Here is a 26,366-nt window from a genome sequence, read left to right as displayed (position 1 = left end):
CTATGGTGATGCGAACAAGGGAGGTCTCATGCACTGCTCCACGCCCCGTCTCCGCGCCCTCGCCGCGCTCCCCTTCGTCGTCACCATCGCCGTCTACCTGGTTCTCCTCGCCCTCCGGTACGACCGGCTGCCCGACACGCTCGCCACCCACTTCGGCCCGGACGGCGTCCGCGCCGACGGCTTCACCGGCCGCACCGCCTTCACCGCCGTCAGCACCGGCCTGCTCCTCGTCCTCGGTGCCGGCTGGACCTTCCTGGTCCGCCGCGGCTCGCTCTGGGGCGCCTGGGCGACCGCCGGCTTCACCGGTGCCCTCTTCGTCCTTCTCGTACGGGACAACCTGGACGCCACCGACCCGGCGCAGGTCGAGTTCCCCCTCGCCAACCTCCTGTTCGCGGCGGCGGCCGCCGCCCTCCTCGGCCTCGCCGGCTGGGGAATGACCCGGCTCGTCCCCCGCGACGAACCCGCCGCGGGAACCGACCTGCCCGACACCCCCCGGCTGCCGCTCGGCGCGGGCGAGGTCGCCGGCTGGACCCGCGCCACCGCCTCCCGGCCGCTCACCGTCCTTGCGGTGCTCGCCCTCGCCGCCACCCCCGCCGTCCTGCTCCTCGCGCCCCGGCCCGCCTCCCTGCTCGGCCTCCTCGGCCTGGTCGTCGGGCTTCCCGGGCTCGCCCTCGCCCGGGTCAGGGTCACCGTCGACCGGCGCGGCCTCACCGTGCGGTCCGCGCTGGCCCCCCGGCCCCGCGCCCGGATCCCGCTCGACGAGGTCGCCGGCGCGAGCGTCCGGGAGCTCGACACGGCCGCCGTCCTCGCCGAGTTCGGCGGCTGGGGCTACCGGGTCCGCGCCCACCGGACCGGCTGGATCGTCCGGGCCGGCGAGACGCTCGTCGTACGGCGGAGCAGCGGCCGCGAGTTCGCCGTCACCGTGCCCGACGCGCGGACCGCCGCCGCGCTTCTCAACACGCTCGCCGAGCGGCATGGGAAGGTCTGACCGTGCTCTTCCGTGTCGACCCGGCCTCCGCCGTGCCCCTCGGCGACCAGATCGCCGCCTGCGTCCGGGGCGCCCTCGCCGACGGTTCCGCGGCGCCCGGCGAGCGCCTCCCCGCCGCCCGGGAGCTCGCCGACTCCCTCGGCGTCAACGTCCACACCGTCCTCCGCGGCTACCAGCGGCTCCGCGAGGAGGGCCTCATCGAACTCCGCCGCGGGCGGGGGGCGCTGATCGTCCCCGGCGCCACGGCCCCCGACCGCGCCCGTCTCGTCTCCCGGCTCCGGGAGGCGGCGGAGGAGGCACGTGAGCTGGGCCTGACGGACGAGGAGTTCCTGGACCTGGCGCGTACGAGCCTGGGGTAGGCCCTGCCGGGAAAGCCGGGGTTCAGGACAGTTCGCGGACCGGCGCACCCGCCAGGAAGGCCTCGACGTCCTCGACCGCCTGGCCGAAGTAGCGGGCGTAGTTCCCCTCCGTCACATAGCCCAGATGGGGGAGGGCCAGGACGTTCGGCAGCACCCGCAGCGGGTCGTCCGCGGGCAGCGGCTCCACCTCGTACACGTCGAGCCCGGCCCCGGCGATCCACCCCTCGCGCAGCGCCCGCAGCAGCGCCCCGCCCTCGACGAGCCCGGCCCGGGAGGTGTTGACGAGGTACGCGGACGGACGCATCGCCCGCAGTTCGGGCTCCCCGATCAGACCACGGGTGCGGTCGGACAGCACCATGTGCAGCGAGACGAAGTCGCTGCCCGCGAGCAGGTCCCGCTTGTCCTCCGCGAGCCGGACGCCGTGCTCGGCGGCCCGCTCCTCCGTCAGGTTCGGGCTCCAGGCGGTCACGTCCATGCCGAAGGCGAGACCGATCCGGGCCACCCGGGCGCCGATCTTGCCCAGGCCGACGAGGCCGAGCGTCCGGCCGGAGAGGTCGGCGCCGACGGTCGACTGCCACGGCCCGCCCTCCCGCAGGGCCCGCGCCTCCGCCGGTACGTGCCGGGCGAGGCCCAGGAGGAGCGCCCAGGTCAGTTCGGTGGGCGGCTCGGAGCTGCTGGCGGTGCCGCAGACGGTGACGCCGCGCGCCCGGCAGGCCGCCAGGTCGATCGAGGCGTTGCGCATCCCCGAGGTGATCAGGAGCCGCAGCCGGGGGAGGCGGGCGAGGAGCCCGGCGTCGACCGGGGTCCGCTCCCGCATGACCACGAGGATCTCGCAGTCCTCGACGGCGGCGACGAGCGCGTCCCGGTCCGTGAGGTGTTCGCGCAGCACGCGGACGTCCACGCGGTCCGCGAGCGGGCTCCAGTCGGCGGAGGAGAGGGCGACGCCCTGGTGGTCGTCGAGTACGGCGCAGCGCAGCTTCATGACCGCATGATCGCGGATCGGGGCCGCGGACCCGGCACGTATGCCACACCCGGGGCGACAGGGGCGGCGACCGGAAGGAGAATTATCCAGAATTGTCCCCTCGGAAGGACTGGTGTCATGGACGCTGCCGGTGCCAGCGGCGACGAACTCTCCGCACTCCGGGCCAGAGTGGCCGCGCTCGAAGCGGAGAAGGCGGCCGCCCCGCCACCCCACCACCGCGTCCGCTCCTTCTTCTCCGCCCTGCTCATCGTCATCGGCTGCGTCCTCGTCCCGCTCGGCATCGTCTCCACCTGGACCGCGGACCTCGTCGGCGACACCGACCGGTACGTGCAGACGGTCAAGCCGCTCGCCTCGGACCCGGACATCCAGGCGGCCGTCGCCACCCGCGTGACGAACGCCGTCATGGAGCACATCGACCTGCCCTCCCTCCTGGAGGGCGTCGCGCCCGACCAGCGGCCGCTGGCGGCCAAGGCCCTCGGCAAGCTGGGCGGCTCCCTGCAGAGCGCGGTCGCCAGCTTCGTCCACGAGCGGACCCAGGACGTCGTCGCCTCCCCGGCGTTCGAGACGATCTGGACCGACGCCAACCGGGCCGTCCACACCTCCCTCGACCGCGCCCTGACCGGCAGCGACGAGGGGGCCGTGAAGATCGAGACGAACACGGTCACCATCGACCTGGCGCCCGTGATCGACCGGGTGAAGCAGCGGCTCGTCGAGTCCGGCCTCGACGTCGCGGCCAAGATCCCCGAGATCCACACCAACTTCACCGTGGTCAAGTCCGAGGACATCGGCAAGGTGAAGACCGGCTTCGCGCTGCTCCAGGCGATGGGCGTGTGGCTGCCGGTGATCGCGATCCTGCTCGTCGCCGGCGGTGTGCTGCTCGCCGTGAAGCGCCGCCGCACCCTGGTCGCCGCGGCCCTCGGCGTCGCCTTCGCCGCGATCGTCCTCGGCGTGGCGCTCACCGTCTTCCGTACGGTCTATCTGAACGCCCTGCCCGCCAACGTCTCCCCGGGCGCCGCGAGCTCCATCTACGACACCCTGATCCGCTTCCTCCGCACCTCGGTTCGGGTGTACGCGGCCCTCGGCATCCTGATCGCCCTCGCCGCCTGGCTCTCCGGCCCGAGCCGCCCCGCCGTCCTCGTCCGCGGCCTCTGGCACTCCGGCATCACCGCGACCCGGGCCACCGCCGACCACGCGGGCATGCGCCTCGGCCCGGTGGGCCCGTTCGTCCGGCGCTACCGCACCTGGATCACCTGGATCCTCGTCGCCGGGGCGGCCGCCGCCGTCGTCTTCTGGCCCCACCCCACCGCCTGGGTCATCGTGGGCATCACCCTCGTCCTGCTCTTCGTGCTCGCGGTGGTGGCCTTCCTGGCGGAGGAACCGGCCGAAGCGCCCCCTGCCGCACAGCCCCCGGCCGAGCGCCCCCCCAGCGCTCCGGCATAGGCGGCCGAAGCAGCCGAGACCGAAACCCCCGGGGCCCTCGGCCCCGGGGGTTTCGTCACGCAGAAGGCTTCGGGAACCCCTTCTCCACCCGCCCCGGTACGAGCGCCGCCCCCACGAGGAGCCCGACCGCGATCGTCGTGACGATCGTGACGAAGTCCATGAGGTCGCGGAAGCCGTGCAGGACGTGACCGCCCGCCAGGGAGGTCGGCGCCCGCAGGCCCGGCGAGCCGACGGTGAGGGTGAAGAAGCCGCCCAGGAAGAGGACGAGCCGGGGCGGCCGCCCCGCCGGCCGGGACAGCAGGTCCGCCGCGACGGCGAGGGCCGTCGCGGCGACGAACGTGCCGGCGACCTCACCGATCAGGGCCGTGCCCGCCGCCTGGACGCCGAGCGACAGGTACACGAGGCCGGTCAGCCGGCCCGCGGCCCGCCACGGCACCCCGAACGCGAGGATCAGGCCCACGGTGAAGACGGCCCAGCTCGCGACGAGCACCCACCAGGACATGTCGGTGTCCTGCGCGCTGTCGAAGAGCGCACTGCTCGGCGTGCTGGTCACGGCCACGCCGATGAGCACGCCCACGTACAGCTGGAGGAGCAGTACGAGGGCGTAGACGAGGCGGACCGCGCCGGTCGACAGGAACCCGCCGACGAGTTCGGCGGTGGCCGCGCTGAGCAGGTCGCCGGGCACGAAGAAGAACAGCGCCGGAAGCATGATCAGCACCGGACCGCCGTGGCCCCGGCCCGGCTGGAGGACGCCCAGGGTCACCAGGGAGACCAGGACGGCGGCGAGGAGCGGCAGCACGCGCGCGAGGCGCGGCCGCCGGTCCGACAGGACGGTCAGGGCCGCGACCAGGGTGGCGAGGAGGGCGGTGGTGCCGATCTCGTACCAGGTCGGCTGGACGGCGGGCGCGAACCCGACGGAGAACAGCACGATGCCCACCCCGCGGGCCCAGCGCGGCACCGTCGCGGGCAGGGTCTCGACCCGCCGCAGGCCGGCCGCCGCCTCGCGCAGGGGCGGCCGGGTGTCCCGTACGCGCTCGACGAACTCCTTGAGGGCGACCGCCCGGTCGAGCCGGGCGACGTCGGGGAAGGCGGTGACGGTGGAGGTGAGGGTGCGGCCCCCGGCGGTCACGGAGAGCACGGCGCCGCCCGTGACGAGCACGGTCTCGGCGCGCCCGCCGTACGTCCGGGCGAGGCCGCGGACGACCCGGTCGACGCCCTCCGCACCCTCTCCGCTGAACGTCGGCATGAACCGCGTCAGTTCGCGGAGGAAGTCGTGGAGCGGGTCGGGATCGGCACCGGGCCCGACGCCGGTGTCGGCGTCGGGCCCGGGCTCTTCTCGCGGTTCGCGCCTCACCGGCGCACGGTGTCGTCGGTCTTGAGGTCGTTCAGCTCCTCCTGGAAGTCGTCGACCTTGTCGGGGCAGTAGACCTGGAGGACGATCCGCTCGACCTCGAGCGCCTTGGTGTCGGAGATGACGGGGCGCATGCCCGGTCCCGCGGCGCCGTTCGACTGCTGGATCTTCCAGAGCGCCGCCTTCAGGGCGTTGCCCGGCTGCTCGCAGACCACGCCGCCGTCGGTGCCGAGCAGCTGCTCGATGGTGTCGACGTCGGGGGAGGGGTAGCCGGCCTTCACCAGTTCCGTCTGGAGCTGTTCGGCCTTCTCCCGCGTCTCGTTGTTCCTCTTCACGGCCTCGTACCGGATGAGGCCGGTGACGGCGAGGCCGACGAGGAGGACGATCGCGCCCCAGTAGATCCACCTGTGTTCGGAGGCGAAGCGGGTGGGACTCATGCCCGGTCTCCCTCGCTCGGTGCGCCGGCGGCGGCGGTGCGCCAGTTCGGCTTGCGGAACTTCAGGAAGAGCCACGGGATCAGGAACCCGAGGACGAGCAGGCCGCAGGCGATGAAGAGGACGTACGACCAGACGCTTCCGCCGCCGAACTGGGAGGGCGGTACGAATCCGATGGCGAGCGCCGCGAGGGAGGCGAGCAGGCCGACCGTGCAGACCAGGCCCAGGGCGGGCACCCGGTAGCCGCGGGGGTGGTCGGGGTGTGTCTTCCGCAGGCGCATCGCGGCGGCGAACATCAGCAGGTACACGATGAGGTACACCTGCGTGGTGATCGTGGAGAAGATCCAGTACACGCTCGACACGTTCGGGATGAGCGCGTACATCAGGGCGATGACCGAGGTCACGACGCCCTGGGTGACCAGGATGTTCTGCTGGATCCCGAACTTGTTGAGCTTCTGCAGGAACGGCGGCAGGTAGCCCTCCTGGCGCGAGATCTCCAGGAGGCCCTTGGACGGCCCGGCGAGCCAGGTCAGCATGCCGGCCAGGGAGGCGGAGATCAGCATGACGGCGGCGATCGGGGTCATCCAGCCGATGTCGAAGTACGAGAAGAAGGCGTCGAAGGCCTGCATCACGCCGGCGGTGAGGCTGAGCTGGTCGGCCGGCACGACCCAGCTGATGGCCAGGGCGGGCAGGATGAAGATCAGCAGGACGAGGCCCATCGCCAGGAACATCGACTTCGGGTACTCCTTCGCCGGGTCCTTCAGCGAGGAGACGTGGACCGCGTTCATCTCCATGCCGGAGTACGACAGGAAGTTGTTGACGATCAGGACCAGGCTGGCGAGTCCGGTCCACTCCGGCAGCAGGTGGCTCGCGTTCATCGGCGCGGCGGACGGGTTGCCCTGGCCGAGGAAGACCATGCCGAGGACGACGAGGATCGTGCCCGGGATGAGCGTGCCGATGATGAGGCCCCAACTGGAGAGACCCGCAAGGGCCTTGGTGCCGCGCGAGGAGACCCAGACGCCGGTCCAGTACAGGACCATGATGACGATCGCGGTGTAGACGCCGTTCGAGGCGAGGGACGGGTCGATGACGTACGCGATGGTCGAGGCGACGAAGGCCAGCAGGCTCGGGTAGTAGAAGATCGTCATCGCGAACTGGCACCAGACCGCGAGGAATCCGAGCGGCTTGGACAGCCCCTCGGCGACCCAGCGGTAGACGCCGCCGTTCCAGCCGGAGGCCAGCTCCGCCGAGACCAGGGCGGTCGGCAGCAGGAAGACGATCGCCGGGACGAGGTAGAGGAACACGCAGGCCAGACCGTAGATGGCCATCGTCGGCGCGGCCCGCAGGCTGGCGACCGACGCGGTCGTCATCAGGGCGAGCGTCACCCAGGTCATGGTGCTGGGCGCGGCGGCCTGCACCGCGGCCCGCGGCCTGGGGACTTCGGCCGGTGTGTCGATGCTGCTCAAGGGGCCCTCCCGAGCGTGGGAACGATCGGTTCAGCCTTGAACGGCCCGGGGGGCCCGGCAACCGGGATCGGCCGTACGGGGGACGGGCCTCGGCCACTCGTCGGAGTGGAGTACGCGCCTCAGGGCGTACGGCCGAAGGAGCGGAGGTACGCGTGCGGGGGGCACGCCCTCCGGACGTCGGCCTCCAGGAGGGCCCGCGTGCCTAGAATCGGCTTCCATGTCGATCCCTGACGAGCTGCTCGTCGACGTCGCCGCCACCGTGGAGTCCGGGCGGAGCAACCAGATGTCCCTCACCGTGGTCGCGGGGGGAGTGGTCATCACCGGGCGGCTCGCGCCGGAAGCCCTGTGGAGACAGCGCGTGTCGGAGGTCCTGACGGACTCGTCCCGGCTGGGCGAGTTCTCCGGCGTCTTCGCCCCCACCGCACGGAGGGACACGCCCCCCACCCACCTGCACTTCCACCTCGCCCGGATCCTCCAGGGGACGGTCGGCATGCCCGAGACCGGAGGGATGTACCGCGTCGCGATCGCGGACGTCAGCGCCTGGACCGTGGGGGACTTCAGCTACTCCGACAGCTGACGGCGAGGCTTACTGCCTGACTCCGGAGACCACCAGGAACGGCGGGTGGCCGGCCTCCGCCGGGTCGGCGCCGAGCAGCGCCGAGCGGTGGGTGAGCACGGGCTCGTGGACGTCCAGATCGGTGAAGCCGGCCTTGCCGAGCACGTCGAGGTACGCCTGGCAGGGCCAGTGGTGGTCGACCAGCTCCAGCGGAGCCCCGCCGCCCGGCCGCTCCCGGCGCGAGCGGCGCCGCTCGCCCTTGGTGTAGACGCGGCCGGGCTCGCCGCTGCGGAAGGTGGAGAACCGGATGCCGGCGGTGCGGGGGTTGGGGTCCAGGACGGCGAACCGGCCGCCGGGGCGCAGCACCCGGTGCGCCTCCGCGGCGATGTCGTGCAGGTCGGCGAAGTCTCCGGTGGTGGAGAAGACGAAGCAGGCCATGGCGGCGTCGACGGAGCCGTCGGCGACGAAGCCGAGCCCGCCGTCCTCGCTCAGCCGGTAGTCGATGCGCGGGTGCGCGCGCTTCTCGCGGGCGATCTCCAGCATGCGGGGCGCGATGTCGACGGCCACCACGCGCGCGTCGGAGGCCTCGACGACCCGGGTGGCGACCTTGCCGGGACCGCAGCCGTAGTCCAGGACCGTACGGACGGCGCAGGAGCCGATGCCGAGGGCGTGGAAGACGGCCGGGTAGCCGATGAGGCGCTCGGGGAGGTCGTCGTAGGACTCGAAGGCGTCGGCGTCGAGGGCTTCGGCCTTCGAGGAGAAGGCGTCGGCGGTCGGCTGCTCGGTTCCGCTGATCGTGCGAGAGGTCATGAGGTGGGGCCTTCCGGTGATGATCCACTTCGTCCGGAACGTACTGGTCGGGGGAGCCGCGGGACAGGGCCTGGGTGCCCCGCTCACCCGGGTGGGTCAACGGTGGCGGCCGCTGCCGGGCGCCCTGCCCGGCCTCGTGGGTTGATGAGAGGACTGTCGACGAGTCCGTTGATCGAAGGGGAAACTGTGGCGCTCCATGAGATGAAGGCCCCGAAGAGCGTCGCCGACGCGGCGACCGATGTGTTCGCTTCCGCACTCAGTGAGCGAGTGCTGCCGAAGCACCGGATGCCGGAGGAGTCGAACCTCCCGTCGGTCGTCTACGCGATGCTCCACAACGAGCTGCTGCTCGACGGCAACGCGTCGCAGAACCTGGCGACGTTCTGCACGACGTGGACGGACGACGAGGTCCGCAAGCTGATGAACGAGTGCCTCGACAAGAACATGATCGACAAGGACGAGTACCCGCAGACCGCCGAGATCGAGGCGCGGTGCGTGAACATCCTGGCCGATCTGTGGAACGCCCCCGGGAGCGCGTCCGGCGAGGGCTCGGCGCTCGGCTGCTCCACCACCGGCTCCAGCGAGGCCGCCATGCTCGGCGGCCTCGCCCTGAAGTGGCGGTGGCGGGAGAAGCGCCGTGCCGAGGGCAAGTCGACCGACCGGCCCAACCTCGTCTGCGGCCCCGTGCAGATCTGCTGGGACAAGTTCGCCCGCTACTTCGACGTGGAGCTGCGCCAGGTCCCGGTGGAGCCGGGCGCCACCGGCCTGCGCCCGCACCAGCTGAAGGACTACGTCGACGAGAACACCATCGGCGTCGTCGCGATCCTCGGCGTCACCTACACCTGCGACTACGAGCCGGTCGCCGAACTCGCCGCCGAACTCGACCGGATCCAGGCGGAGTCGGGCCTCGACGTCCCGATCCACGTCGACGCGGCGAGCGGCGGCTTCATCGCGCCCTTCCTCCACCGGGACCTCGTCTGGGACTTCCGGCTGCCGAGGGTCTCCTCCATCAACGCCTCCGGCCACAAGTTCGGCCTCGCGCCCCTCGGCGTGGGCTGGGCCGTGTGGCGCACCGCCGACCTCCTGCCGGAGGACCTCGTCTTCCGGGTGAACTACCTGGGCGGCGACATGCCGACGTTCGCCCTGAACTTCTCCCGTCCAGGCGGCGAGATCGTCGCCCAGTACTACAACTTCCTGCGCCTGGGCCGGGCCGGCTACCGGCGCGTCCAGGAGGCCTGCGCGCTGACCGCCCAGTACCTCGCCGGGAAGATCGAGGCGATGGGCCCGTTCACGCTGCTCTACGACGGGCAGGGCGCGCTGCCCGCGGTCTCGTACACGCTCGCCGACCCCGAGGGCGCGGGCTTCAGCCTGTACGACCTCTCCGACGAGCTCCGGATGCGCGGCTGGCAGGTCCCCTCCTACCCGCTGCCCCCCGACCGGCAGGAGACCGTCATCCAGCGCGTCATGATCCGCCACGGCATCGGCCGCGACGAGGTCGACCTGCTCGCGCAGGACATGGGCCGCGCCCTGGAGCGCCTGACGAAGGGCGTGCCGTCGGACGCCGACCGCGCGGGCTTCCACCACTGAGGTGCCCACACCGATCAGCTTTCGAGAAGCGCCGCAGCCGGGGCCGCCACTAGCGTGAAGTCCATGGACATCAGCATTCACACCAGCTCCCTCCCGCACGAAGACCCGGACGCCTCCCTGGCGTTCTACCGGGACGCCCTCGGCTTCGAGGTCCGCAGCGACGTCGGCCAGGGCAGGATGCGGTGGATCACGGTCGGCCCCGTGGGACAGCCGGAGACGTCCATCCTGCTGGCCCCGCCGGCCGTCGACCCCGGCATCACCGAGGACGAGCGCCGCACGATCCTCGAGATGATGGCCAAGGGCACGTACGGCTGGATCCTGCTGGCCACCCGGAACCTCGACGCCACCTTCGAGAAGGTCCGCGCCGCCGACGCCGAGGTCGTCCAGGAGCCGACGGAGCAGCCGTACGGGATCCGCGACTGCGCGTTCCGCGATCCCGCGGGCAACCTGATCCGCATCCAGGAACTCCGGTAGGGCCCCCATGTGCCACCCCGAATGGGCCAAGGCCCGCATCGCCGCGCAGCGCCAGTCGAACGGAACCGAGAGGGGCACCACCATGACCGCGAACGACAAGTCCTACGACGGCTTCACCGAGGACGAGCGCGCCGCGATGAAGGAGCACGCCAAGGAGATGAAGGCGTCCGCGCGCCGCGGCGCGAAGGCGGACACCGAGCCCGACGTGCTCGCGAAGATCGCCGAGATGGAGGACGCGGACCGCGTCCTCGCCGAGCGCGTCCACGCCCTCGTCAAGGAGAACGCCCCGGGCCTCACCGCGAAGCTCTGGTACGGCATGCCGGCCTACGCCCGGGACGGCAAGGTCGTCTGCCACTTCCAGAGCGCCGCGAAGTTCAAGTCCCGTTACGCCACGCTGGGGTTCAGCGACCAGGCCGCCCTCGACGAGGACACCCTCTGGCCCACCTCGTACGCCCTCACGAGCCTGACCCCGGCCACGGAGGAGCGCATCGCGGCGCTCCTGAAGCAGGCGGCGGGCTGACCTCGGAGGGGCCGGGTCCCTCAGTGCGGGCGGTGGGCGTGGACGTCCTGGTCGAGGTGCCAGGTGTGTCCGCCGTCGGCCGACCGTTCGTTGCGCCAGCGGAAGGTGTCGGCGGTGATGTCGGCGAAGGTCCAGCGGACCAGGTCGCCGCCGACCGCGCGCTCCATGACGATCTCGTCGCCGATCTGCCGGGCGTACATCTGCACCACGTCGCCGCGGGCGGTCCCGTGGAAGGTGAACCGCCACAGCTGCAGGCGCGGGTCCCAGATCCGTACGCACAGACCGCACTCCTCGTCCGGGGCGCGCCCCTCGGACGGCAGATCGTCCTGCCCGGGCCACTGCCAGACGTCCACGACGGCCCGGCCCTCCAGGGCGTAGCCGAACTCCCAGGCGCCGAGGAGACGGCGGACCGGCGAGCCGTCGGCGGAGTAGTACGTGATCAGGGTCGACCACTGCCCCGCCAGGCGTCCGAACTGCTCCATCTCGGAGGCGTACCGGCGGTCGGGGCCGTCGGCGAGCAGCGTCTTCATACGGGCGTCTCCGTGGTGGCGAGAGGGGACAGGGAGGCGGCGAGGCAGTCGACGAGGGGAGCGGCGTACAGGCCGTGCGGGTCGCGCTCGGGGTCGTAGATGGCGACGTCGAGCCCGACGACCCGCCCGGTGCCGACGAGGCCCGCGACGAGTTCGGCGAGCCGGGGGAGGTCGAGGCCGGGGCGGCCGGGGGAGTCCACGGCGGGCAGCACGCGCTCGTCGAGCACGTCGAGGTCGAGGTGGAGCCAGACGCGGTCGAGCTCGCGCCGCATCAGACGGTGTTCGACCCGCTCGGCGAGGCCTGCGATCCCGATCTCCCGGACCTCCCGGGCGGTGAAGCGGACGACCGGGGGCTTGTGCTCGTCCGTACGGTCGCCGATCTGGATCACGTCCTCGTCGGCGACCAGCGGGCCGCCCACCACGGGCCAGTGGGTGAGGAGCAGTTCGCCGCGGCCGGTGGCCAGGGCCAGGTCCATGCCGGCGGCCGTGCCGAGGACCGCTCCGGCGTCGTGGTTGCCGGGGTGCCGGAAGTCGCTGTGCCCGTCGAGGTGGACCAGGCCGCAGCGCCCGTGGCGCCGGGCGCCCAGGAGGCAGCCGAGCAGGATGCTGCAGTCGCCGCCCACCACCAGCGGGAAGCGGGAGGCGGCGAGCGCGGCCCCGACGGCGTCGCCGAGCAGCAGGGTGTGTTCGCGGAGGGTCACCCCGTTGCGGATGCGGGTCGCCGGCTGGGGATCGACGTCGTAGGGCGGGCGGTCGAGCTCCACCACCCGGGCCGGCCGCAGCCGTGCCTCCAGGCCGGCCGAGAGCAGCGCGTCGGGGGCCCGCCAGGTGCCGGGCTCGCGCCCCGGCCCGGGCGGTCGCAGCCCGAGGTTCCAGGGCGCGGTGATGACCTCGACGGCGGTGGCCATGGCGTCTCCTCACATCCGGGGCGTCCATCCGGTGTTCCGTCCAGCATTCCAACCGGATAACATCAGTACACCGGTTGGATAGACGGGGGCAAGCTCAGGAGAGGCGGTGACGCGTGGCGGCAACGATCACGCCCCACACCTTCAGGCCACGTGACCTGGTGGGCGGGCACCTCGTCATCGACCTGCTGAACACGGTCACGGCGCGGGACGCGGAGCCGCTCGACTGGCTCGACGGATACCCCCGCCTCCTGGAATGGGCGGCCCTCACCGGCCACTTCGCACCCGAAGACCTCGCGACCCTGGGCCGCCTGGCGGAGTCCGGGCCGACGGGGGCCTCCGCGACGTCTGGGGCCTCCGGGGCCTCCGGGGCCTCCGCGATCTCCGGGCTCGCTTCGGCCTCCGGGCCCGCCGCGGCCGAGCAGGCCCTCGCCCGCGTCCGCGAGCTGCGCGAGGCCCTGCACGACCTGATCGCGGCACTCGTCCACGGCGAGGCGGCGCCCGAGGAGGCGGTGGAGCGGGTGGGGAGTCACTGGAAGAGCGCGGCCGCCGCCGCCCGCCTCACCGTCCACGAGGGCACGCCCGGGCTCCGGGTCACCGTCGAGACGTCAGGTCTCGACCGTCTCCACGACGAGATCGCCCTCCAGGCGCTCGACCTGGTCCGGGCGCTGCCCCGCGAACGCACCCGGGTCTGCCCGGGGCAGCGCTGCGGCTGGCTGTTCATCGACGGATCGAGGGCGGGCCGCCGCCGCTGGTGCGACATGGGCACGTGTGGAAACGCCGCCAAGGGGCGGACCCACTACCAGCGGAAGCGGGCCGCCGGGACGGGCCCGACTTGATGGAGTCTGAGCGTTTTCAGAGTGTCAGGGGTGCACTGTGGAACGGCCCCTGACGGGCTGGCATACTGCACGAGTAGCCCTTCGCGCATCCCCCGTCGCGAAGGGCTACATCTCTGCGACGTCACACACGGCCAGGGGACACCCCCGTGATCCCCCGGCCGTGTTTTTTGTAGTTAACAGTGACGTAGAGTGTTTACGCAAGCCCGGTACTTGCGCCGGTGCCTGATGCGAACAGTAGGTAAACAGGATGGACATCGGAGAAGAACGCACGCCCGAACTGCACTCTTTGCAGCAGAAGGTCGAGTACATGCTGGAGAAGACCTTCCCCGGCCAGAAGGTGTCCGGGCGCACCTTCGCCGAGCTGGTCAAGGAGCGCGGCGGCCACCTCTCCCACAGCTACTTCTCCAACATCCTGGCCGGCAAGGTCACCCAGCCCTCCGAGGAGATCCTCAAGGCGCTCGGTCTCGGCTTCGGCGTGGACTGGCGGTTCTTCAAGGAGGAGTCGGAGGTCGTCGGCGACGTGGTCGCCGGGCTCCAGTTCCTCGCGATGCGGCGGACCGGCGAGATCAGCGGCGTCGCGGGCCGGGGCGTCGACGACGACGGCCTCCCGGCGGAACTGCTCGAGTTCGCACTCTCCCTCCTGGCGGACACCAAGGCCAGACGGCAGCCCGACGAGGAACCGGAACGTTAGGGCACGCGCCTCCGAACGGACGTCCGGCGTTGGCTAAACTCGGCGAGCGCATGTCACACACGCGTGACGACGACCAAGAGGCCTCAATGTCCCTGCGCGAGCTGCGCAAAGAATGTGAAGCTGGCCTGGCCGACCTTCCGATACCCGCCCCCTTCACCATCGACGGCCTGGTGGCGAACATGGAGGCGGCCCGCGGCCGGACCATCGTCCTCCAGGAACTGCCCGAGCGACTGGCACGGGTCAACGCGGCCTGCGGCCTGCGCCTGAAGTCCGGCACCACCAGCTACGTGCTCTACCGCCGCCGCCCCACCGCGTACCAGACCCAGCACGTGATCCTGCACGAGCTGTGCCACGAGTGGTTCGACCACGGCACCAGCCTCGACGCGGACCGGCTCCGGGCGCTGCTGCCGGTCTTCGACACCTCGCTGATCACACGGGTGCTCTCCTCCGACACGGTCCAGGCCCGTGCCCAGTACGACACGCACGACGAGCGGATCGCCGAGTTCGGCGCGTCCCTCATCCCGCGCATGGCGAGGGACGTGACCAGCGACGACATGGTCGGACGGCTGGCCAACTCGCTGTCGCGGCCGGTCGCGCACCGACGCCCGGCGTTCTTCAGCCGCACGTTCTTCCGCCGCTCATAGCCCCCGCGTACTCGTAACCCCCGCGTACTCGTAGCCCCCCGCGCAAGAGAACACCCCCCACAGAACACCCGAGGAACCCACGTGACCGGACTCGACCTCGCCGGCTACCTCATAGCCGGCCTGATGACCGCCGTCGCCCTGTGGCGCATGCCGGCCGCACTCTGGGGCGACGAGGAGGACAAGCGGCGCCGCGCCCTGTGGGGCTGCTACGCAGGCTTCGCCGTGGCGCTGTGGACCAAGACGCAGGTGGTCCGCATCGGCCTCAACAACAGCGAGATCGTGGACCTCGCGGTGCTGATCAAGCACTACACGTCCACCATCGCCATCCTGGCGATCCTCAGCTACATCGTCGCCATCTACGGCCACTTCCCCGAGGGCGGGGCCATCCCGCGCCACGTCCGGTTCGCCCGGGTCGTCCAGCGGGTGGCGACCAAGGCCTCCGTGGCCACGCTCATCCTCCTCACCGTGCTCTTCTTCACGGTCGTGGACCGCTCGGTCCCCGCGGACCGGTTCGTGGCCGAACACGCCGGCGAGTGGGGCGCCACGCTCTACATGACCGTCTTCTACCTGTACCTGGGCGCCGCGTCCGCCGTCTGCGCCTACCAGTGGGCCCTCGCCACGATCGACGCCAAGCTGCTCCACCTGCGGCTCGGCCTCGGCATGATGACCTTCGCGATGTTCATCGGCGTCGGCTACACCCTCAGCCGGACCCTTTTCCTGTGGATCAGCGTCGCCGACAAGCCCAGCGAGGGCTTCGCGCTGACCTTCGACGAGGCCACCGAGGCCGCCCAGCTGGTCCTCTTCGCCTTCTTCGCCGTCGGCGCCTCCCTCCCCGCCTTCAGCAAGGGCTGGCGGCGGGCCCGGCTGTGGCGGGCCCAGGTGAACCTGCACCCCCTGTGGCGCGAGCTGATGACGGCCTTCCCCGACCAGCCCTTCGCCCCGCCGGCCTCGCTCGCCCGGGAGCTGACCCGCTTCGACACCCCCGCCGACCTGCGCGTCGACCGCTGGGCGGCCGACATCGCGGACGCGGTCGAGAAGCTGCGCCACTACGTGCCCGACAGCCTGCTGGCCGCCGCCAAGGAGGCCGCGGCGGGCGAGGACCCCGGGAGGGCCGGCTCGCTCGCCGACGCCTACTGGATCAAGGCGGCCCTGGCCGCCAAGGCCGAGGGCGCGCCCGCCGGGAAGGCCGCAGCCTTCGAGACGAAGCACGCCACCGACCAGGACGGCGAGGTCGCCTGGCTGGTACGGGTGGCCGCCGCGTACAAGGCGATCCCGGAGCAGCGGACCCGCGCCGTCCTGCGGTCGAGCCTGGAGGGCGGCGCGTGAACCGCACGGCCCGCGTCGTCACCGACGTCCTCCAGCCCCGCAACGTCCTGCTCGCGGGCATGCTCGGGATAGGCCTGGCGGCCGCGTCCGGCCACTGGACCGGCCTGCTGTGGGGCCTGCTCGGCGCCCTGTGCGCCGGGCTGATCCCGGCCGGCTACATCGAATGGGAGCGCAAGCGGGGCACCTGGGGCGACCGCCACGTGGTCGACCGCACGCAGCGGGCGCCGATCTTCTTCGTCATCCTCGGCTCCATCGGCACGGGTTCGCTGGTCATGCTCCTGGGCGGGGCCCCGACGGCCATCCTGGTCGCGATGCTGGCCCTGTGGGTGATGACGATCGGCCTGCTCGCCGTGAACACCGTCTGGAAGATCTCGGTGGACTCCGCGGTGGCCTCGGCGGTCGTGGCCCTCCTGGCCGCGGTCCACTCGCCGTGGTGGCTGCTCGCGTACGCCCTCACGGCCGCCGTGTGCTGGTCCCGGGTCGCGCTGACGTACCACACGGTGGCGCAGACGCTCGCGGGAGCGGCACTGGGCGCGGCGACGGCGGGCGCGTTCCTCTTCGTCTGACCGATCGCGCGCGACCGAGCTCCCGGCAGGGAGCGGGTGTCGTCCAACACCCCGCATTATGCTGCGAGTTCACGCATCGACGGGGGAAGGGGACGCCATGGCGGAGGCGTTGGTACTGGGCGGCGGGGGAGTCGCAGGGATCGCCTGGATCACGGGGCTGTTGGCGGGACTGGCCGACGCGGGTCGGTCCCGCCTCACGGAGGCCGACCTGATCATCGGGACCTCCGCGGGATCGACCGTCGCCGCGCAGCTCGTGAGCGGGCTGAGCCTGGAGGAGCTGTACGCCCGGCAGACCGAACCCGAGCTGCAGGCCACGGAGATCATGGCCGGTGTGGACCTGGTGAGCTTCGGCACGCGGATCGCCGACGTGCTGAAGGACGCCACGACCGGACCGGAGATCCGGCGCGCCGTGGGCAGGTTCGCGCTCGGCGCGGAGACCGTGCCGGAGCACGAGCGGCGCGCGGTGATCGAGTCGCGGCTGCCTTCGCACGAGTGGCCCGCTCGCGCGCTGAAGATCGTCGCGGTGGACGCCGAGAGCGGGGAACCGCGGGTCTTCGACAGCGCGTCGGGCGTGAGCCTGGTCGACGCCGTCACGGCGAGCTGCGCGGTGCCGGGCGTGTGGCCGCCCGTCACGATCGACGGGCGACGGTACGTGGACGGCGGCGTCCGCGCGGGTGAGAACGCCGACTACGCCGCCGGCTCGTCCCGGGTGCTGGTGATCGCGCCCCTGGAGGGGGTCGAGCTCCTCCCGAGCGAGAAGCCGCTGGCCGAGGCGGTCGAGGAGCTGCGGGCGGCCGGAGCCGAGGTCGTGGTCGTCGGCCCGGACGAGGCGTCCCTGGCCGCGATCGGCGCGAATCCCCTGGACCCGTCCACCCGTAGGCCGGCCGCCGAAGCGGGCCGCGCGCAGGGGCGCGGGCTGAAGATCGCGTGGGGCGAGGCGTAGGGGACAGCACTGCGGGCTGTGGCTCCGCACGGGGAGCCACGGCCCGCGGCGTGCTCGGTGCTCGAATAATGCGTTGACTCCCTCGGAGGCGTCCGGTTGGCTCAAGCGGTCGTTCCGATGTCGTTCTGGGCCCGTGTGCCCTGGAAAAGGGTGTTGATGTCCCGGCTCGCGCCGAGTGCGCCTCGCCGCACCGCGTAACCGTCCGTCGGTTTCCGCCGTCCGTTCCTCCGGGCGGCTGCCGGACGTGCCATCCGGTGCGCTGACCTGCCTGTCCGCCGGCCCTCGGCGCGATCGGGCTGCCCTCTGACGAGGCCGCTCGGCCTGCTCTTGCTGTCCTGACCGACTTCCCAGCAAGGAGCACCCGGGTGTCCAGCCACACCTCTCCCACCACCGACACTCTCCGCCTCGGCACCTTCGCCTGCGCGTGGTGCGGCCTGACCGCGTCCACGCACGCCGCTGACGGCGCGCTGCGCAACCACTGCCCGTCCTGCCTGCGTTCCCGGCATGTCCTCGACCACGTCGAGGGCGGTCGGAGCGACTGCGAGGGCCGGATGTCCCCGATCGCCGTCGCCGTGCTCCGCACCGGCGACTGGAGGGTGATCCACCGCTGCGTACGCTGCGACGAGCTCACCTCGAACCCGGTGTGCGCCGACGACAACCAGCTCGTCCTGATGCGCATGGCGGTCCGCCCGCTGGCCCAACCCCCTTTCCCGCTCGAAGCGTTCGGAACCCTCTGACCGCCCGGCAGGAAAGGAGCACGGTCATGTCACGCAACAACCACGGCAGCCGCGGGCGGCGGCGTCCGCAACGGCACAAGGACGTCCTGCACACCCAGGGCGGGCACCGGGCCCACGACTTCCGGTGCACGTCCTGCCGGCTCGACGTGTCCCTGGACGCACCCGGCACCGCGCACCGCAACCACTGCCCGAACTGCCTGGCGAGCCTGCACGTCGACCGGAGGATCCCCGGCGACCGCGACGCGGACTGCCGCGGCCGGATGGAGGCGCTGGGCATGTCCGTACGTGACGACGGCGAGTGGCTGATCATCCACCAGTGCGTCTCCTGCGGCGAACTCAGCGCCAACCGCATCGCGGGTGACGACAACCCGCTCGCCCTGGTCCGCCTCGCCCTCAGACCCCTCGCCGACCCCAAGGCCGCCGACCGCGCTCTGCGCAGCCTGTGAGCCGCCCCCACATTTCTCACGAGACGATTGATGCGGAAGGACGACGGGGCGCCTGTTCTCGCGTTTTGGGGCGTCCGGTTCCGGTTGGCTGAAAAACCGGCGTCGGCGTTTCATGAATCCGATTCCTGATTGGCCAGCCTCGGGGCGAGGTGGCCAGGTGCTGCCTATTCACTGAAATCGCCGTTCTCGCTCTGCCTCGGAACCCCGAGCAGAAGGAGAGGCTCACGAGTGGATGACGGGAAGCGCACGGAATGACAGACGACGCGGACACCCGGCTGCAGACCTCCGCGCGTGGCTGGCTGACCCTCCAACTCGCCACGCTGGGCTTCGCGGGCCTGTGCGGGGCGCTCAAGAGCGGCGGTACGGGCGGCTCGGGCGCTCCGCGCGCCGTGGAGGCGGCGGCCGGGGTCCTCGTGCTGCTCGCCCTCGGTGTCGCCTGCGCGGCGACGTACCTCGTGGCGCGGATCGCCTGGCCGGTGCACGCACCGCAGACGGCGGACGCGGTACGGGCCGGGCGGCGGCTCCGCCTCGGCATCGGCCTCACCTTCCTCGCGGTGCTCCTGGTCGCGGTCGCGGCCAGCACGGCGTGGTGGCCGCAGGAAGGGACCCCGCAGGCGGGGACGGAGGCGGGGGCACTGGCCGAGGTCTCCACCACCGCGGGCACCTGGTGCGGCACCCTGCGGCCGAGCGGCGGCGACGTCCCGGGCCTGGAGGTCACGGACGGCGGGCGGACGGTGGACATCCCGCTGGGCGAGGTGACGGCACTCCGCCCGGTCGGCACCTGCGGCACATGACGCGACGAGGCCGCTCCGCCCGGGTGTGATCCAGTTCACGCCGGCAGGGGCGATGAGTTCCACTCCCTGCCGTCGGTCATATGGGCGACAACACCGAAGCGAGGAAGGCCCCGCCATGACCGACATGCTCACCGCGCCCCGTCACGTTCTTTCCGCCGCGCCCGCGTCGCGACGGGCCGTGGTCAGCGGCGTGGTGGCGGGCCCGCTGTTCCTGGCGGCCGGTCTCGCCCAGGGGTTCGCGCGGGACGGCTTCGACTTCACGCGGAACGCGATCAGCCAGCTCGCCCTCGGTGAGGCGGGCTGGATCCAGACGGCGAGCTTCGTGCTGACCGGAGCGCTGCTGATCGCCGGCGCGACGGCGCTGCGGCGGACGCTGCGCGGCGGCCCGGGCGGGACGTGGGGCCCGGCCCTGGTCGGCGTCTTCGCCGTCTCCTTCTGGATCGCGGGCGCGTTCCCGGCGGACGCCGGTGCGGGCTTTCCGGCCGGGGCGCCGGAGGAGACGGTGATGAGCGGGCACGGCGCCGTCCACATGTTCGGCGGAATGATCGGCTACCTGGCCCTGTGCGCCGCGTTCGCCGTCCTGGGCCGCCCGCTGGCGGCCCGCGGCCTGCGGGGCTGGGCCGTCGCGTCCCGCGTCGTGCCCGTGGTCGTCCTCGCCGGTTTCATGGCATCGGCCGCCTCGGTCCTGGCGTTCACCGCCGGCGCCGGCCTCGGCCTGCTGTGGCTGAGCGCGGTGACGGCGCGCCTGACCGACCGCTAGCCGACCGCCGTTCTCTCCGGCATCATCGCCACCATCAAGATCATCACCATACGAAACGGGGCATCATGACCGACGCCGTGAAGGGTCCTGCCAGCTACTTCCCCTCCATCGAGAAGAAGTACGGCCGTCCGATCGCCGAGTGGAAGGACCTCATCCGCTCCTCCCCGCTGACCAAGCACATGGAGCTGGTCGACTGGCTCAAGTCCGAACACGGCCTCGGCCACGGCCACGCCAACGCCCTCGTGGCCCACACCCTCGCCGAGGACAGCGGCAAGTGATCCCTGGATCGGCGGTACGGAACACGGAGCCGTGCGTGCTCGCCGGGTGGCCCGGTCGGATCGCAGGGAATTGCCCTGTGTGAGAGATCAACTGCGCACTAGCGTAGGCGAAATGACAACAAGACCTACTTCGGCCGACCGGCCCGTGTCCGTGTCTCTGGCCGAGGCGCCGATGCGTCAGGCCCGTAACTCCGCCGCCCTCTGGATCGCGACCGGCCGGTCCCGGGGACATGAGGTCATCCGGCGCCGCGGGTTCGTCGCGGTCGAGGGCGACGAGCGCGCCGGTACGCGGATCCTGATCCAGGAGCCGGACCTCGACCCGGGCGAACTGGCCGAGTTGAGCGAGCTGGTACGCCGTGCCGCGGGTCCGGTGAACGCCGAGGACCCGTTCGGCTCGACCGACCTGAGCCACCTGGGCATGCGCAACTGGCAGATGCCGGTCATGCTGCGCGGGCCGGGGCCCGTCGGCGAACCGGCCCTCGACGTGATCCGGGTGAAGCAGCCCGAGGACCTCCAGGCGGCGGAGCGGATCGTGATCGAGGGCTTCGAGCTGGACGGATTCGAGCCCTACCGCCCCGGCGAGCTGTTCCCGACGGCGTTCGTCGAGCAGCCTGGCGTGGACGTGTTCCTCGCCCTGTGCGACGGCGTGGCCGCGGGGGCCTGCGTCAGTGTCGTGGACGACGGCATCGGCAGCCACTACTGGGTCGGCACGTCGCCGGCCTTCCGGTCGCGCGGCGTGGGGCGAGCCGTCATGCTCGGCTCCCTCGCCCACCTGACGGACCTCCCGCTCACCCTCACCGCCTCGAAGCTGGGCAGGCCGCTGTACGAGTCGCTGGGCTACACCGTCGCGGCGCCCTCGACCTGGTGGGCGTCTGTTCCCGTGACACCGTCGCGGTAGGGCGCGGAGTGACTGCGATCGAACGCCTGTGGGGAGGCTTCGAGCTTCCCGTCAGGGACGCACTCCACCACGCCGACGGGCACTCCTACGACGTGGTCCTCGACCCCGGCGCACCGAGTGGCTTCACGGTGCTCGCCCCCTTCGACCTCGAAGAGCTGCCGGCAGGCGATCCGTCCTGGGTGTCTTCGGTGGACGGGCTCGTCGCTGCCGACCTGGGCGAGAAGGGGCTGCTGTGGGGCGGCGAGGGTTCGTACGGATCGGAGGGGTTCATCGCGCGTCTGACCGCTGACCGTGCGCTGGTGTGGGCGATGTTCTTCATGGAATCCAATCCATTCGATCGGATTCGGCTGTCGGGAAGCACGGCGACCTTCAGCTCGACCTCGGGGTGCGAGATCGCAGTCCACATCGACGATCCGCGAACTCCCGTCCCCGGACCCGTACCGAACCGAACGGCGTAGGGGTCACGTCCCCACCCCTCCGGAGGGCAATGACGAAGCCCCAGGTCGCTGACCCGGGGCTTCGTGCGAAGAGCGGAGGACGGCTTTCCGGGCTTCGTGGCGCCCGCGTCGAGTGGGCCCGGTCATCGAGCCGTCATGTGCACGATCTCCTTGGCGACCGTCCTGACACCGGACACCAGGTGGAGAACGGCTCCGCTCGCCAGGACCAAGGTGCCGAACAGGATCCAGCCGCCAGGGCCGGTGTCCGCCTGGAAGTCCGAACCGTCCGAACCGGGGTTGCCGCCGGTCGGGGCCCGCAGCATCTCCCTGGCGATGTGTGCCGCGCCGACCGCGGCATGGGCGGCTGTGGCCAGCGCCATGCCTGCGACGCCGATGACGAGCCAGTCCGCTCGTCCGAGCTCATCCATCGTCCTCGCCTCCTCGCCTCCGGATCTCCGCGCCTGCTCAGGCGACCTGCCCTCGCCTCCGTTCCTCGGTGCGGCGCACTCGGGGCCGCCAGCGGCCGGAAGGGCAGATCAGGGGGCCGATGGGCCCAATCGACCCGTGCCGATCAGTCCCGCTCGGCACAGTGCGCTCGATCGAGCCCCGGTCGGCGTCAGTGCTTCAGCAGCAGCTTGAAGCCGACGATCAGCAGGCCGAGCAGCAAGTTGACCGTGGCGGTGACGGCTACCTGGCGCCACGAGGCTCCGATCCGGTGGGCGGCTGCCGCGGACCAGCCGATCTGACCGGCGATCGCGACTCCGAGCGCCAGCCAGAGGGTGCCGGGCATGTCCAGACCCAGGAGCGGACTGACCGCCACTGCCACGGCGGGCGGGATCGCCGCCTTGAGGATCGGCCACTCGTCGCGGCAGGCGCGCAGCACGATCCGGCGGGTCGGGGACCGCTGCGCCAGCCGCTCACCGAACAGCGTCGCGTGCACGTGCGCGATCCAGAACACCGCGCCGGTGAGCAGAAGGAGCGCGATGAGCTCCAGGCGCGGAAACCGGCCCAGACTGCCGGCGCCGACGATGACGGAGGCCGCGAGCATGGACCCGTAGACGGCGCCGGTGTAGTCGGCGTGCTCACGACGCTCCGCCCTCCGGGCCGCGACGTCCTCGGTTCGGCGCATTCCGGCCTCCAGCAGGTTTCCGACCGCCGAATCCGCGGTGCCATCGACAGAACCTCCCTCCAGCATGGAAGCCCGTCGGAGAACCCGCCCGCCGCGCGGTGCGGCGGCAGAACGCCCGATCGGTGCGGCAAGCCGAGAGAACGACGAAGGCCCTGGCCTCCGACCGGGGCCTTCGCCCAAGAGCGGATGACGGGAATCGAACCCGCGCCATGAGGAGGGGCAGGCGCCGCTGCTGCTTCTGGACACCACGAGCGGCGCCCTGGCGGGCATGGTGCCGAATTCTGTCCCGCACCCGGTACCCGTAGGCGGTCAGCCGTCCGGGGGCTCGGGACGCGCCGCTTCCTCGCGTGTTCGGTGCCACGCGATCAGTCGTCGGGCGGGGCTTCCGCTTCCTGGAGTCTCTCGGCGATGTCATCGGCCCACTCCTGAGCCCACCGGCGCAGTTCGACGGTCTGGTGGTCGTCGAGTCCGTACGCGGCGAATTCGGTGTCGTCGATCCAGTCCGCCCCGGCGAGCCGGGCCTGAAGGTCGGAGAGGTCGAAACTGTCGCGGGCGTGGCGGCGGCCGAGTTCTTCGAGCTCGGCGTGGCTCCAGCGGTCAGCGGCCGCCCGGACGTCGATCAGGTCTCGGGCCAGGCCCCGGTCCGTCAGCGCACGGACCTTCGTACCCACCACGTCCTCCAGCGAGAGCACCAGCCCATGCTCGGTCTTCACCGGCGGACGCCAGAGTGCTTCCTTGAGGACGTCGACCTCGCACTCCTCGCCGGTGGCGGTGTCGGTGACGATCAGCCGCGCGGGACAGTGGATCGGTCTCCAACGTCTCTACCCGCCAGCCGCGTTGTTCCAGCCCGGCGCGCACGGCGGCGGCGATCTTCTCCATCGGCTCCGGGTTCTCGGTGGCGACGTCGAGGTCCTTGCTGAGCCGGTTGACCAGTCCGTGCGCCTGGACGGCGTAGCCATCCGTGAGCACGAGCGGGTAGGCGTCGCCCACGGCGAGGACATCCGCGAGGAGCCGCCGGTGCAGTTCCGTGAGATTCACGCAGCAGCCTGGGCGTCGGAGGGCAGTTCGTCGAAGGCGTTCTCCCAGACGTCACGGATGTCCCGGCTGATCAGCGTGCGCAGGACGGGCCACATGGCGACGAGCAGTTCCCGGTTCAGGTGACGGACCAGGTCAGCATGCTGTCCCTCGGCCAGGACGATCCGGTAACAGCTCATCCGCAAGCGGGGCTGGTCGAGATCGAACCGGGACAGGCCGGACCACGCGAGATGCAGCGGAAGGTCGACGTGACCGTGGGCGGGGCCGACGAGCTCCGAGAGCTCGGCAGGAAGCCGTCGGGCGAATCTGGTGCGGCGGAGCTCGGGGACGCTGGGCGTGGCTGCCATGCCTTGATTATTCCGCAGGAGGGGGGACGGCCGGGTGATTCCGGTACAGGGAACCCCCGGCTCAGAGCTTCTACCGGCCGCAGCGGTGGTGATGACGGCATAGGTACAGGTCAGAGGGCTCATGCGGGACCTCCGGCGAGACGACGCGGGGTTCATGCCCTCCGCGTGCCCCACCTCGCGGGACTGAAGGGCGTGCGGGCAGCGACACTCGTCTGTCGACAAACAAGCCCAGGTCGCTGACCTGGGGCTTCGTCCAAGAGCGGATGACGGGAACCGAACCCGCGCCATAAGCTTGGGAATCACCCGGCGCTTGGGCCAGTGTGCGGCGCTGACCTGCGAAGACGTGAGGTGTGGCAGTGTTCCGCCTCCTCCGCCCGCCCTCCTTTGCGACCGCTGTTCACCGCCCCTGCCGGCACGTTGTGGCACGGCTCGTGTCCGCCTCCGGTGTCAGGCGTCCGGGCGCCCGCCGAGGATCTCGCGGGCCCGCAGGCCGGCCTGGAAGCGGGACCGGGCGTCCAGGGCGGTCATGAGGGCGGCGACCCGTCGGCGGTAGGTCCGCAGGGACACTCCCAGCCGGCGCGACGCGGCCTCGTCCGTATGACCGGCCGCCAGGGCCCGCAAGACGGCCCGCTCGGTGTCACCGAGACGGGGGAACGGCGTACGGCGGTACGCGGCGAGGTCCGTCGAGGTCTCCCAGGCCGTCTCGAACAGGGCCCGCACCCCTGCCACCACGTCCGGCTCCTGGACGACGCTGTACGTACGAGGTTCTCCCGTAACGGACCGCGGGGCCGCCAGTACGGCGAGCCGCCGGTCGACGACGATCACCTCGTGGGCCGCGGGCGCGGGCGAGATCCGGACCTCCGCGCCGGCCTCGCCGAGGCGCCCCAGCAACTCCTGACCACCGGGGTCCCGGAAGACGCCGGGGCCGTACAACTTGCGCACCACGAGGCCCGGCGGGAGCGCGCGACGCGCGCGAGGGGCGGCGGCCGACCACGTCCCGGTCTCTCCGGCGGCGCAGAGGAACTCTCGCCGCACCCCCTCGAACAGGGCGCCCGCCCGCCGCGCCAGCTCGGCCTCGCCCCGCAGCGTCACGATGCCTTTCGCCGTCATGGCACCAACCTGCCAGTCGTTGGCCCCCGGTACGAGGCTTCCCGAGGATCTGGAGGCATGACCACGACCCGTGAGAACCCGCCCGCCGCCTTCCTCCTCGGCGGAGACCTCCCCGTCGCCCGCATGGGCTTCGGTGCCATGCGGCTTCCGGCCAGGGAGATCGCCGGACCCGCGAACGACCCCGAGACGTCGGCGGCCGTGCTGAGGCGGGCCGTCGAACTCGGGGTGAACCACATCGACACCGCCTGGTTCTATTTCCACGGCGGGCTCTCGGCCAACGGCCTGATCCGCCGCGTCCTGCACCCCTATCCCGAGGATCTGGTCCTGGCGGCCAAGGTCGGCCCGGTCCGCCACCCGGACGGCAGCTGGGGTGCCCCGGCCGGCCCCCGGGAACTCGTCGCCGGCGTCCACCGCACACTGCGGGAACTCGGCCTGGACCGCCTCGACCTCGTCTATCTGCGGCTCCACGAGGACGACGACGAGACGGTGGCCGAACGCTTCGGCGCGCTCGCCGCCCTACGGGAGGCGGGGCTGATCCGGCACCTCGGCCTCAGCAACACGACCACCGGGCAGCTCGCCGCTGCGCAGCGGATCGCCCCGGTGTCGGCGGTGCAGAACATGTACGGCCTCTTCCACCGCCGGCACTCGGAGGTCCTCGACGCCTGCACCCGGCAGGGCATCGCGTTCGTGCCGTTCTTCTCCCTGGAAACCCTGGGCCGTCCCGAACCGGCCGAGCCGCTCACCCGTATCGCCGCCCGGCACGAAGTGACCACGGCGCAGGTCAAGCTCGCCTGGATGCTGGCCAGGTCACCGGTCGTCCTCGCGATCCCCGGCACTTCCTCGGTGGCCCACGTGGAGGACAACATCGCGGCGGCCGAACTGCTTCTCGACCCGGAGGACTTCGACGCTCTGGACACTTCGTCGACCGGAGTGGCGGGTCGGAACAACGACGAAGCCCCAGGCCGCTGACCTGGGGCTTCGTGGAAG

The 26,366-nt window shown here is 71.8% G+C and carries 32 protein-coding genes and 1 pseudogene; 21 read left to right on the top strand and 12 right to left on the bottom strand.

Going from position 1 to position 26,366, the window contains the following annotated elements; translation table 11 throughout:
• Window positions 1-28: 28 nt before the first annotated feature.
• Both ACFYX3_RS23715 and ACFYX3_RS23710 read left to right on the top strand, forming a co-directional pair.
• Window positions 29-988 carry a DUF1648 domain-containing protein gene (locus ACFYX3_RS23715; protein ID WP_389016593.1) on the top strand — a complete coding sequence of 320 codons (960 nt, stop codon included), beginning with the start codon at window positions 29-31 and terminating at the stop codon, window positions 986-988.
• 2 nt (window positions 989-990) lie between these two features.
• Complete coding sequence (locus ACFYX3_RS23710) at window positions 991-1,347, top strand: GntR family transcriptional regulator (protein WP_376582040.1); 357 nt, start codon at window positions 991-993, stop codon at window positions 1,345-1,347.
• 22 nt (window positions 1,348-1,369) lie between these two features.
• On the opposite strand, the gene ACFYX3_RS23705 is transcribed toward ACFYX3_RS23710, so the two are convergent.
• Complete coding sequence (locus ACFYX3_RS23705; protein ID WP_389016588.1) at window positions 1,370-2,329, bottom strand: D-2-hydroxyacid dehydrogenase family protein; 960 nt, start codon at window positions 2,327-2,329, stop codon at window positions 1,370-1,372.
• Window positions 2,330-2,446: 117 nt separating this feature from the next.
• Between ACFYX3_RS23705 and ACFYX3_RS23700 the strand changes: the two genes are divergently transcribed.
• On the top strand, window positions 2,447-3,769 hold the full coding sequence (locus ACFYX3_RS23700) for a hypothetical protein (RefSeq protein WP_389016585.1): 1,323 nt from the start codon (window positions 2,447-2,449) through the stop codon (window positions 3,767-3,769).
• A gap of 55 nt (window positions 3,770-3,824) precedes the next feature.
• Here the strand turns inward: ACFYX3_RS23700 and ACFYX3_RS23695 are convergent, their stop codons facing one another.
• The 3 genes from ACFYX3_RS23695 to ACFYX3_RS23685 are packed head-to-tail and all read right to left on the bottom strand — an operon-like array spanning window position 3,825 to window position 7,020.
• Complete coding sequence (locus ACFYX3_RS23695; protein WP_389016582.1) at window positions 3,825-5,123, bottom strand: threonine/serine exporter family protein; 1,299 nt, start codon at window positions 5,121-5,123, stop codon at window positions 3,825-3,827.
• Window positions 5,120-5,557 (bottom strand): hypothetical protein, encoded by a 438-nt coding sequence (locus ACFYX3_RS23690; RefSeq protein WP_389016579.1) that lies wholly within the window; start codon window positions 5,555-5,557, stop codon window positions 5,120-5,122. Before ACFYX3_RS23690 ends, ACFYX3_RS23695 begins: the two co-directional genes overlap by 4 nt.
• Window positions 5,554-7,020, bottom strand: coding sequence for an APC family permease (locus ACFYX3_RS23685; RefSeq protein ID WP_389016576.1), 1,467 nt, complete (start codon window positions 7,018-7,020; stop codon window positions 5,554-5,556). The genes ACFYX3_RS23690 and ACFYX3_RS23685 overlap by 4 nt, the downstream gene beginning before the upstream one ends.
• Before the next feature lie 217 nt (window positions 7,021-7,237).
• Between ACFYX3_RS23685 and ACFYX3_RS23680 the strand changes: the two genes are divergently transcribed.
• Window positions 7,238-7,597: a hypothetical protein gene (locus ACFYX3_RS23680; RefSeq protein WP_389016573.1), complete on the top strand. Its 360-nt coding sequence runs from the start codon at window positions 7,238-7,240 to the stop codon at window positions 7,595-7,597.
• A gap of 9 nt (window positions 7,598-7,606) precedes the next feature.
• On the opposite strand, the gene ACFYX3_RS23675 is transcribed toward ACFYX3_RS23680, so the two are convergent.
• On the bottom strand, window positions 7,607-8,386 hold the full coding sequence (locus ACFYX3_RS23675; protein ID WP_389016570.1) for a class I SAM-dependent methyltransferase: 780 nt from the start codon (window positions 8,384-8,386) through the stop codon (window positions 7,607-7,609).
• Between the two features lie 186 nt (window positions 8,387-8,572).
• On the opposite strand from ACFYX3_RS23675, the gene ACFYX3_RS23670 reads away from it, so the two are divergent.
• The 3 genes from ACFYX3_RS23670 to ACFYX3_RS23660 all read left to right on the top strand — a co-directional run bounded on the left by ACFYX3_RS23670 (window position 8,573) and on the right by ACFYX3_RS23660 (window position 10,964).
• Complete coding sequence (locus ACFYX3_RS23670; protein ID WP_389016567.1) at window positions 8,573-9,970, top strand: glutamate decarboxylase; 1,398 nt, start codon at window positions 8,573-8,575, stop codon at window positions 9,968-9,970.
• A 63-nt stretch (window positions 9,971-10,033) separates the two neighbouring features.
• Window positions 10,034-10,444, top strand: a complete 411-nt coding sequence (locus ACFYX3_RS23665) for a VOC family protein (RefSeq protein ID WP_376582025.1) — start codon at window positions 10,034-10,036, stop codon at window positions 10,442-10,444.
• Between the two features lie 82 nt (window positions 10,445-10,526).
• Window positions 10,527-10,964 (top strand): hypothetical protein, encoded by a 438-nt coding sequence (locus ACFYX3_RS23660; RefSeq protein ID WP_376582023.1) that lies wholly within the window; start codon window positions 10,527-10,529, stop codon window positions 10,962-10,964.
• Window positions 10,965-10,984: 20 nt separating this feature from the next.
• On the opposite strand, the gene ACFYX3_RS23655 is transcribed toward ACFYX3_RS23660, so the two are convergent.
• Together ACFYX3_RS23655 and ACFYX3_RS23650 are read right to left on the bottom strand one after the other, a co-directional pair.
• Window positions 10,985-11,494, bottom strand: a complete 510-nt coding sequence (locus ACFYX3_RS23655) for a hypothetical protein (RefSeq protein ID WP_389016562.1) — start codon at window positions 11,492-11,494, stop codon at window positions 10,985-10,987.
• Window positions 11,491-12,402 (bottom strand): arginase family protein, encoded by a 912-nt coding sequence (locus ACFYX3_RS23650; protein WP_389016559.1) that lies wholly within the window; start codon window positions 12,400-12,402, stop codon window positions 11,491-11,493. Before ACFYX3_RS23650 ends, ACFYX3_RS23655 begins: the two co-directional genes overlap by 4 nt.
• A 113-nt stretch (window positions 12,403-12,515) precedes the next feature.
• Between ACFYX3_RS23650 and ACFYX3_RS23645 the strand changes: the two genes are divergently transcribed.
• The 13 genes from ACFYX3_RS23645 (at window position 12,516) to ACFYX3_RS23585 (ending at window position 21,779) form a co-directional block, all read left to right on the top strand.
• Window positions 12,516-13,238 (top strand): CGNR zinc finger domain-containing protein, encoded by a 723-nt coding sequence (locus tag ACFYX3_RS23645; protein WP_389016556.1) that lies wholly within the window; start codon window positions 12,516-12,518, stop codon window positions 13,236-13,238.
• Window positions 13,239-13,485: 247 nt separating this feature from the next.
• Window positions 13,486-13,929: a hypothetical protein gene (locus ACFYX3_RS23640; RefSeq protein WP_389016553.1), complete on the top strand. Its 444-nt coding sequence runs from the start codon at window positions 13,486-13,488 to the stop codon at window positions 13,927-13,929.
• An 86-nt stretch (window positions 13,930-14,015) separates the two neighbouring features.
• On the top strand, window positions 14,016-14,573 hold the full coding sequence (locus ACFYX3_RS23635) for a toxin (protein WP_116160128.1): 558 nt from the start codon (window positions 14,016-14,018) through the stop codon (window positions 14,571-14,573).
• Between the two features lie 81 nt (window positions 14,574-14,654).
• Window positions 14,655-15,899: an MAB_1171c family putative transporter gene (locus ACFYX3_RS23630; protein WP_389016549.1), complete on the top strand. Its 1,245-nt coding sequence runs from the start codon at window positions 14,655-14,657 to the stop codon at window positions 15,897-15,899.
• A 59-nt stretch (window positions 15,900-15,958) separates the two neighbouring features.
• On the top strand, window positions 15,959-16,465 hold the full coding sequence (locus ACFYX3_RS23625; RefSeq protein WP_389016715.1) for a hypothetical protein: 507 nt from the start codon (window positions 15,959-15,961) through the stop codon (window positions 16,463-16,465).
• Window positions 16,466-16,562: 97 nt separating this feature from the next.
• Window positions 16,563-17,408, top strand: coding sequence for a patatin-like phospholipase family protein (locus ACFYX3_RS23620; RefSeq protein ID WP_389016546.1), 846 nt, complete (start codon window positions 16,563-16,565; stop codon window positions 17,406-17,408).
• A 365-nt stretch (window positions 17,409-17,773) separates the two neighbouring features.
• Window positions 17,774-18,145: an RNHCP domain-containing protein gene (locus ACFYX3_RS23615; protein WP_389016543.1), complete on the top strand. Its 372-nt coding sequence runs from the start codon at window positions 17,774-17,776 to the stop codon at window positions 18,143-18,145.
• A gap of 26 nt (window positions 18,146-18,171) precedes the next feature.
• Window positions 18,172-18,591, top strand: coding sequence for an RNHCP domain-containing protein (locus ACFYX3_RS23610; protein ID WP_389016540.1), 420 nt, complete (start codon window positions 18,172-18,174; stop codon window positions 18,589-18,591).
• Window positions 18,592-18,842: 251 nt separating this feature from the next.
• Window positions 18,843-19,385, top strand: a complete 543-nt coding sequence (locus ACFYX3_RS23605) for a hypothetical protein (RefSeq protein ID WP_389016537.1) — start codon at window positions 18,843-18,845, stop codon at window positions 19,383-19,385.
• Window positions 19,386-19,500: 115 nt separating this feature from the next.
• On the top strand, window positions 19,501-20,145 hold the full coding sequence (locus ACFYX3_RS23600; RefSeq protein ID WP_389016534.1) for a DUF998 domain-containing protein: 645 nt from the start codon (window positions 19,501-19,503) through the stop codon (window positions 20,143-20,145).
• 65 nt (window positions 20,146-20,210) lie between these two features.
• Window positions 20,211-20,423 carry a DUF4287 domain-containing protein gene (locus ACFYX3_RS23595; protein WP_389016531.1) on the top strand — a complete coding sequence of 71 codons (213 nt, stop codon included), beginning with the start codon at window positions 20,211-20,213 and terminating at the stop codon, window positions 20,421-20,423.
• Between the two features lie 112 nt (window positions 20,424-20,535).
• On the top strand, window positions 20,536-21,321 hold the full coding sequence (locus ACFYX3_RS23590; RefSeq protein ID WP_389016528.1) for a GNAT family N-acetyltransferase: 786 nt from the start codon (window positions 20,536-20,538) through the stop codon (window positions 21,319-21,321).
• Between the two features lie 92 nt (window positions 21,322-21,413).
• Window positions 21,414-21,779, top strand: a complete 366-nt coding sequence (locus ACFYX3_RS23585; RefSeq protein WP_389016525.1) for a hypothetical protein — start codon at window positions 21,414-21,416, stop codon at window positions 21,777-21,779.
• A 122-nt stretch (window positions 21,780-21,901) separates the two neighbouring features.
• Here the strand turns inward: ACFYX3_RS23585 and ACFYX3_RS23580 are convergent, their stop codons facing one another.
• The 5 genes and pseudogenes from ACFYX3_RS23580 to ACFYX3_RS23560 form a co-directional block, all read right to left on the bottom strand.
• Window positions 21,902-22,186 (bottom strand): hypothetical protein, encoded by a 285-nt coding sequence (locus tag ACFYX3_RS23580; protein ID WP_389016522.1) that lies wholly within the window; start codon window positions 22,184-22,186, stop codon window positions 21,902-21,904.
• A 188-nt stretch (window positions 22,187-22,374) separates the two neighbouring features.
• Window positions 22,375-22,887 (bottom strand): hypothetical protein, encoded by a 513-nt coding sequence (locus ACFYX3_RS23575; protein WP_389016519.1) that lies wholly within the window; start codon window positions 22,885-22,887, stop codon window positions 22,375-22,377.
• 365 nt (window positions 22,888-23,252) lie between these two features.
• Window positions 23,253-23,925 (bottom strand): annotated as a pseudogene (locus ACFYX3_RS23570) (nucleotidyl transferase AbiEii/AbiGii toxin family protein).
• Complete coding sequence (locus ACFYX3_RS23565; protein WP_389016516.1) at window positions 23,922-24,269, bottom strand: transcriptional regulator; 348 nt, start codon at window positions 24,267-24,269, stop codon at window positions 23,922-23,924. Before ACFYX3_RS23565 ends, ACFYX3_RS23570 begins: the two are co-directional and overlap by 4 nt.
• 447 nt (window positions 24,270-24,716) lie before the next feature.
• Entirely contained in the window at window positions 24,717-25,379 is a 663-nt protein-coding gene (locus ACFYX3_RS23560) for a DNA-binding response regulator (protein WP_389016513.1), read from the bottom strand.
• 57 nt (window positions 25,380-25,436) lie between these two features.
• Here ACFYX3_RS23560 and ACFYX3_RS23555 point away from each other — a divergent pair, with 57 nt between their 5' ends.
• Window positions 25,437-26,348 (top strand): aldo/keto reductase, encoded by a 912-nt coding sequence (locus tag ACFYX3_RS23555; protein WP_389016510.1) that lies wholly within the window; start codon window positions 25,437-25,439, stop codon window positions 26,346-26,348.
• Window positions 26,349-26,366 lie beyond the last annotated feature (18 nt).

The organism is Streptomyces sp. NPDC002463 (genome assembly GCF_042889835.1).
Classification (GTDB): Bacteria; Actinomycetota; Actinomycetes; order Streptomycetales; family Streptomycetaceae; genus Streptomyces; species Streptomyces nymphaeiformis.
This window is presented reverse-complemented; position numbering and strand designations above follow the sequence as displayed.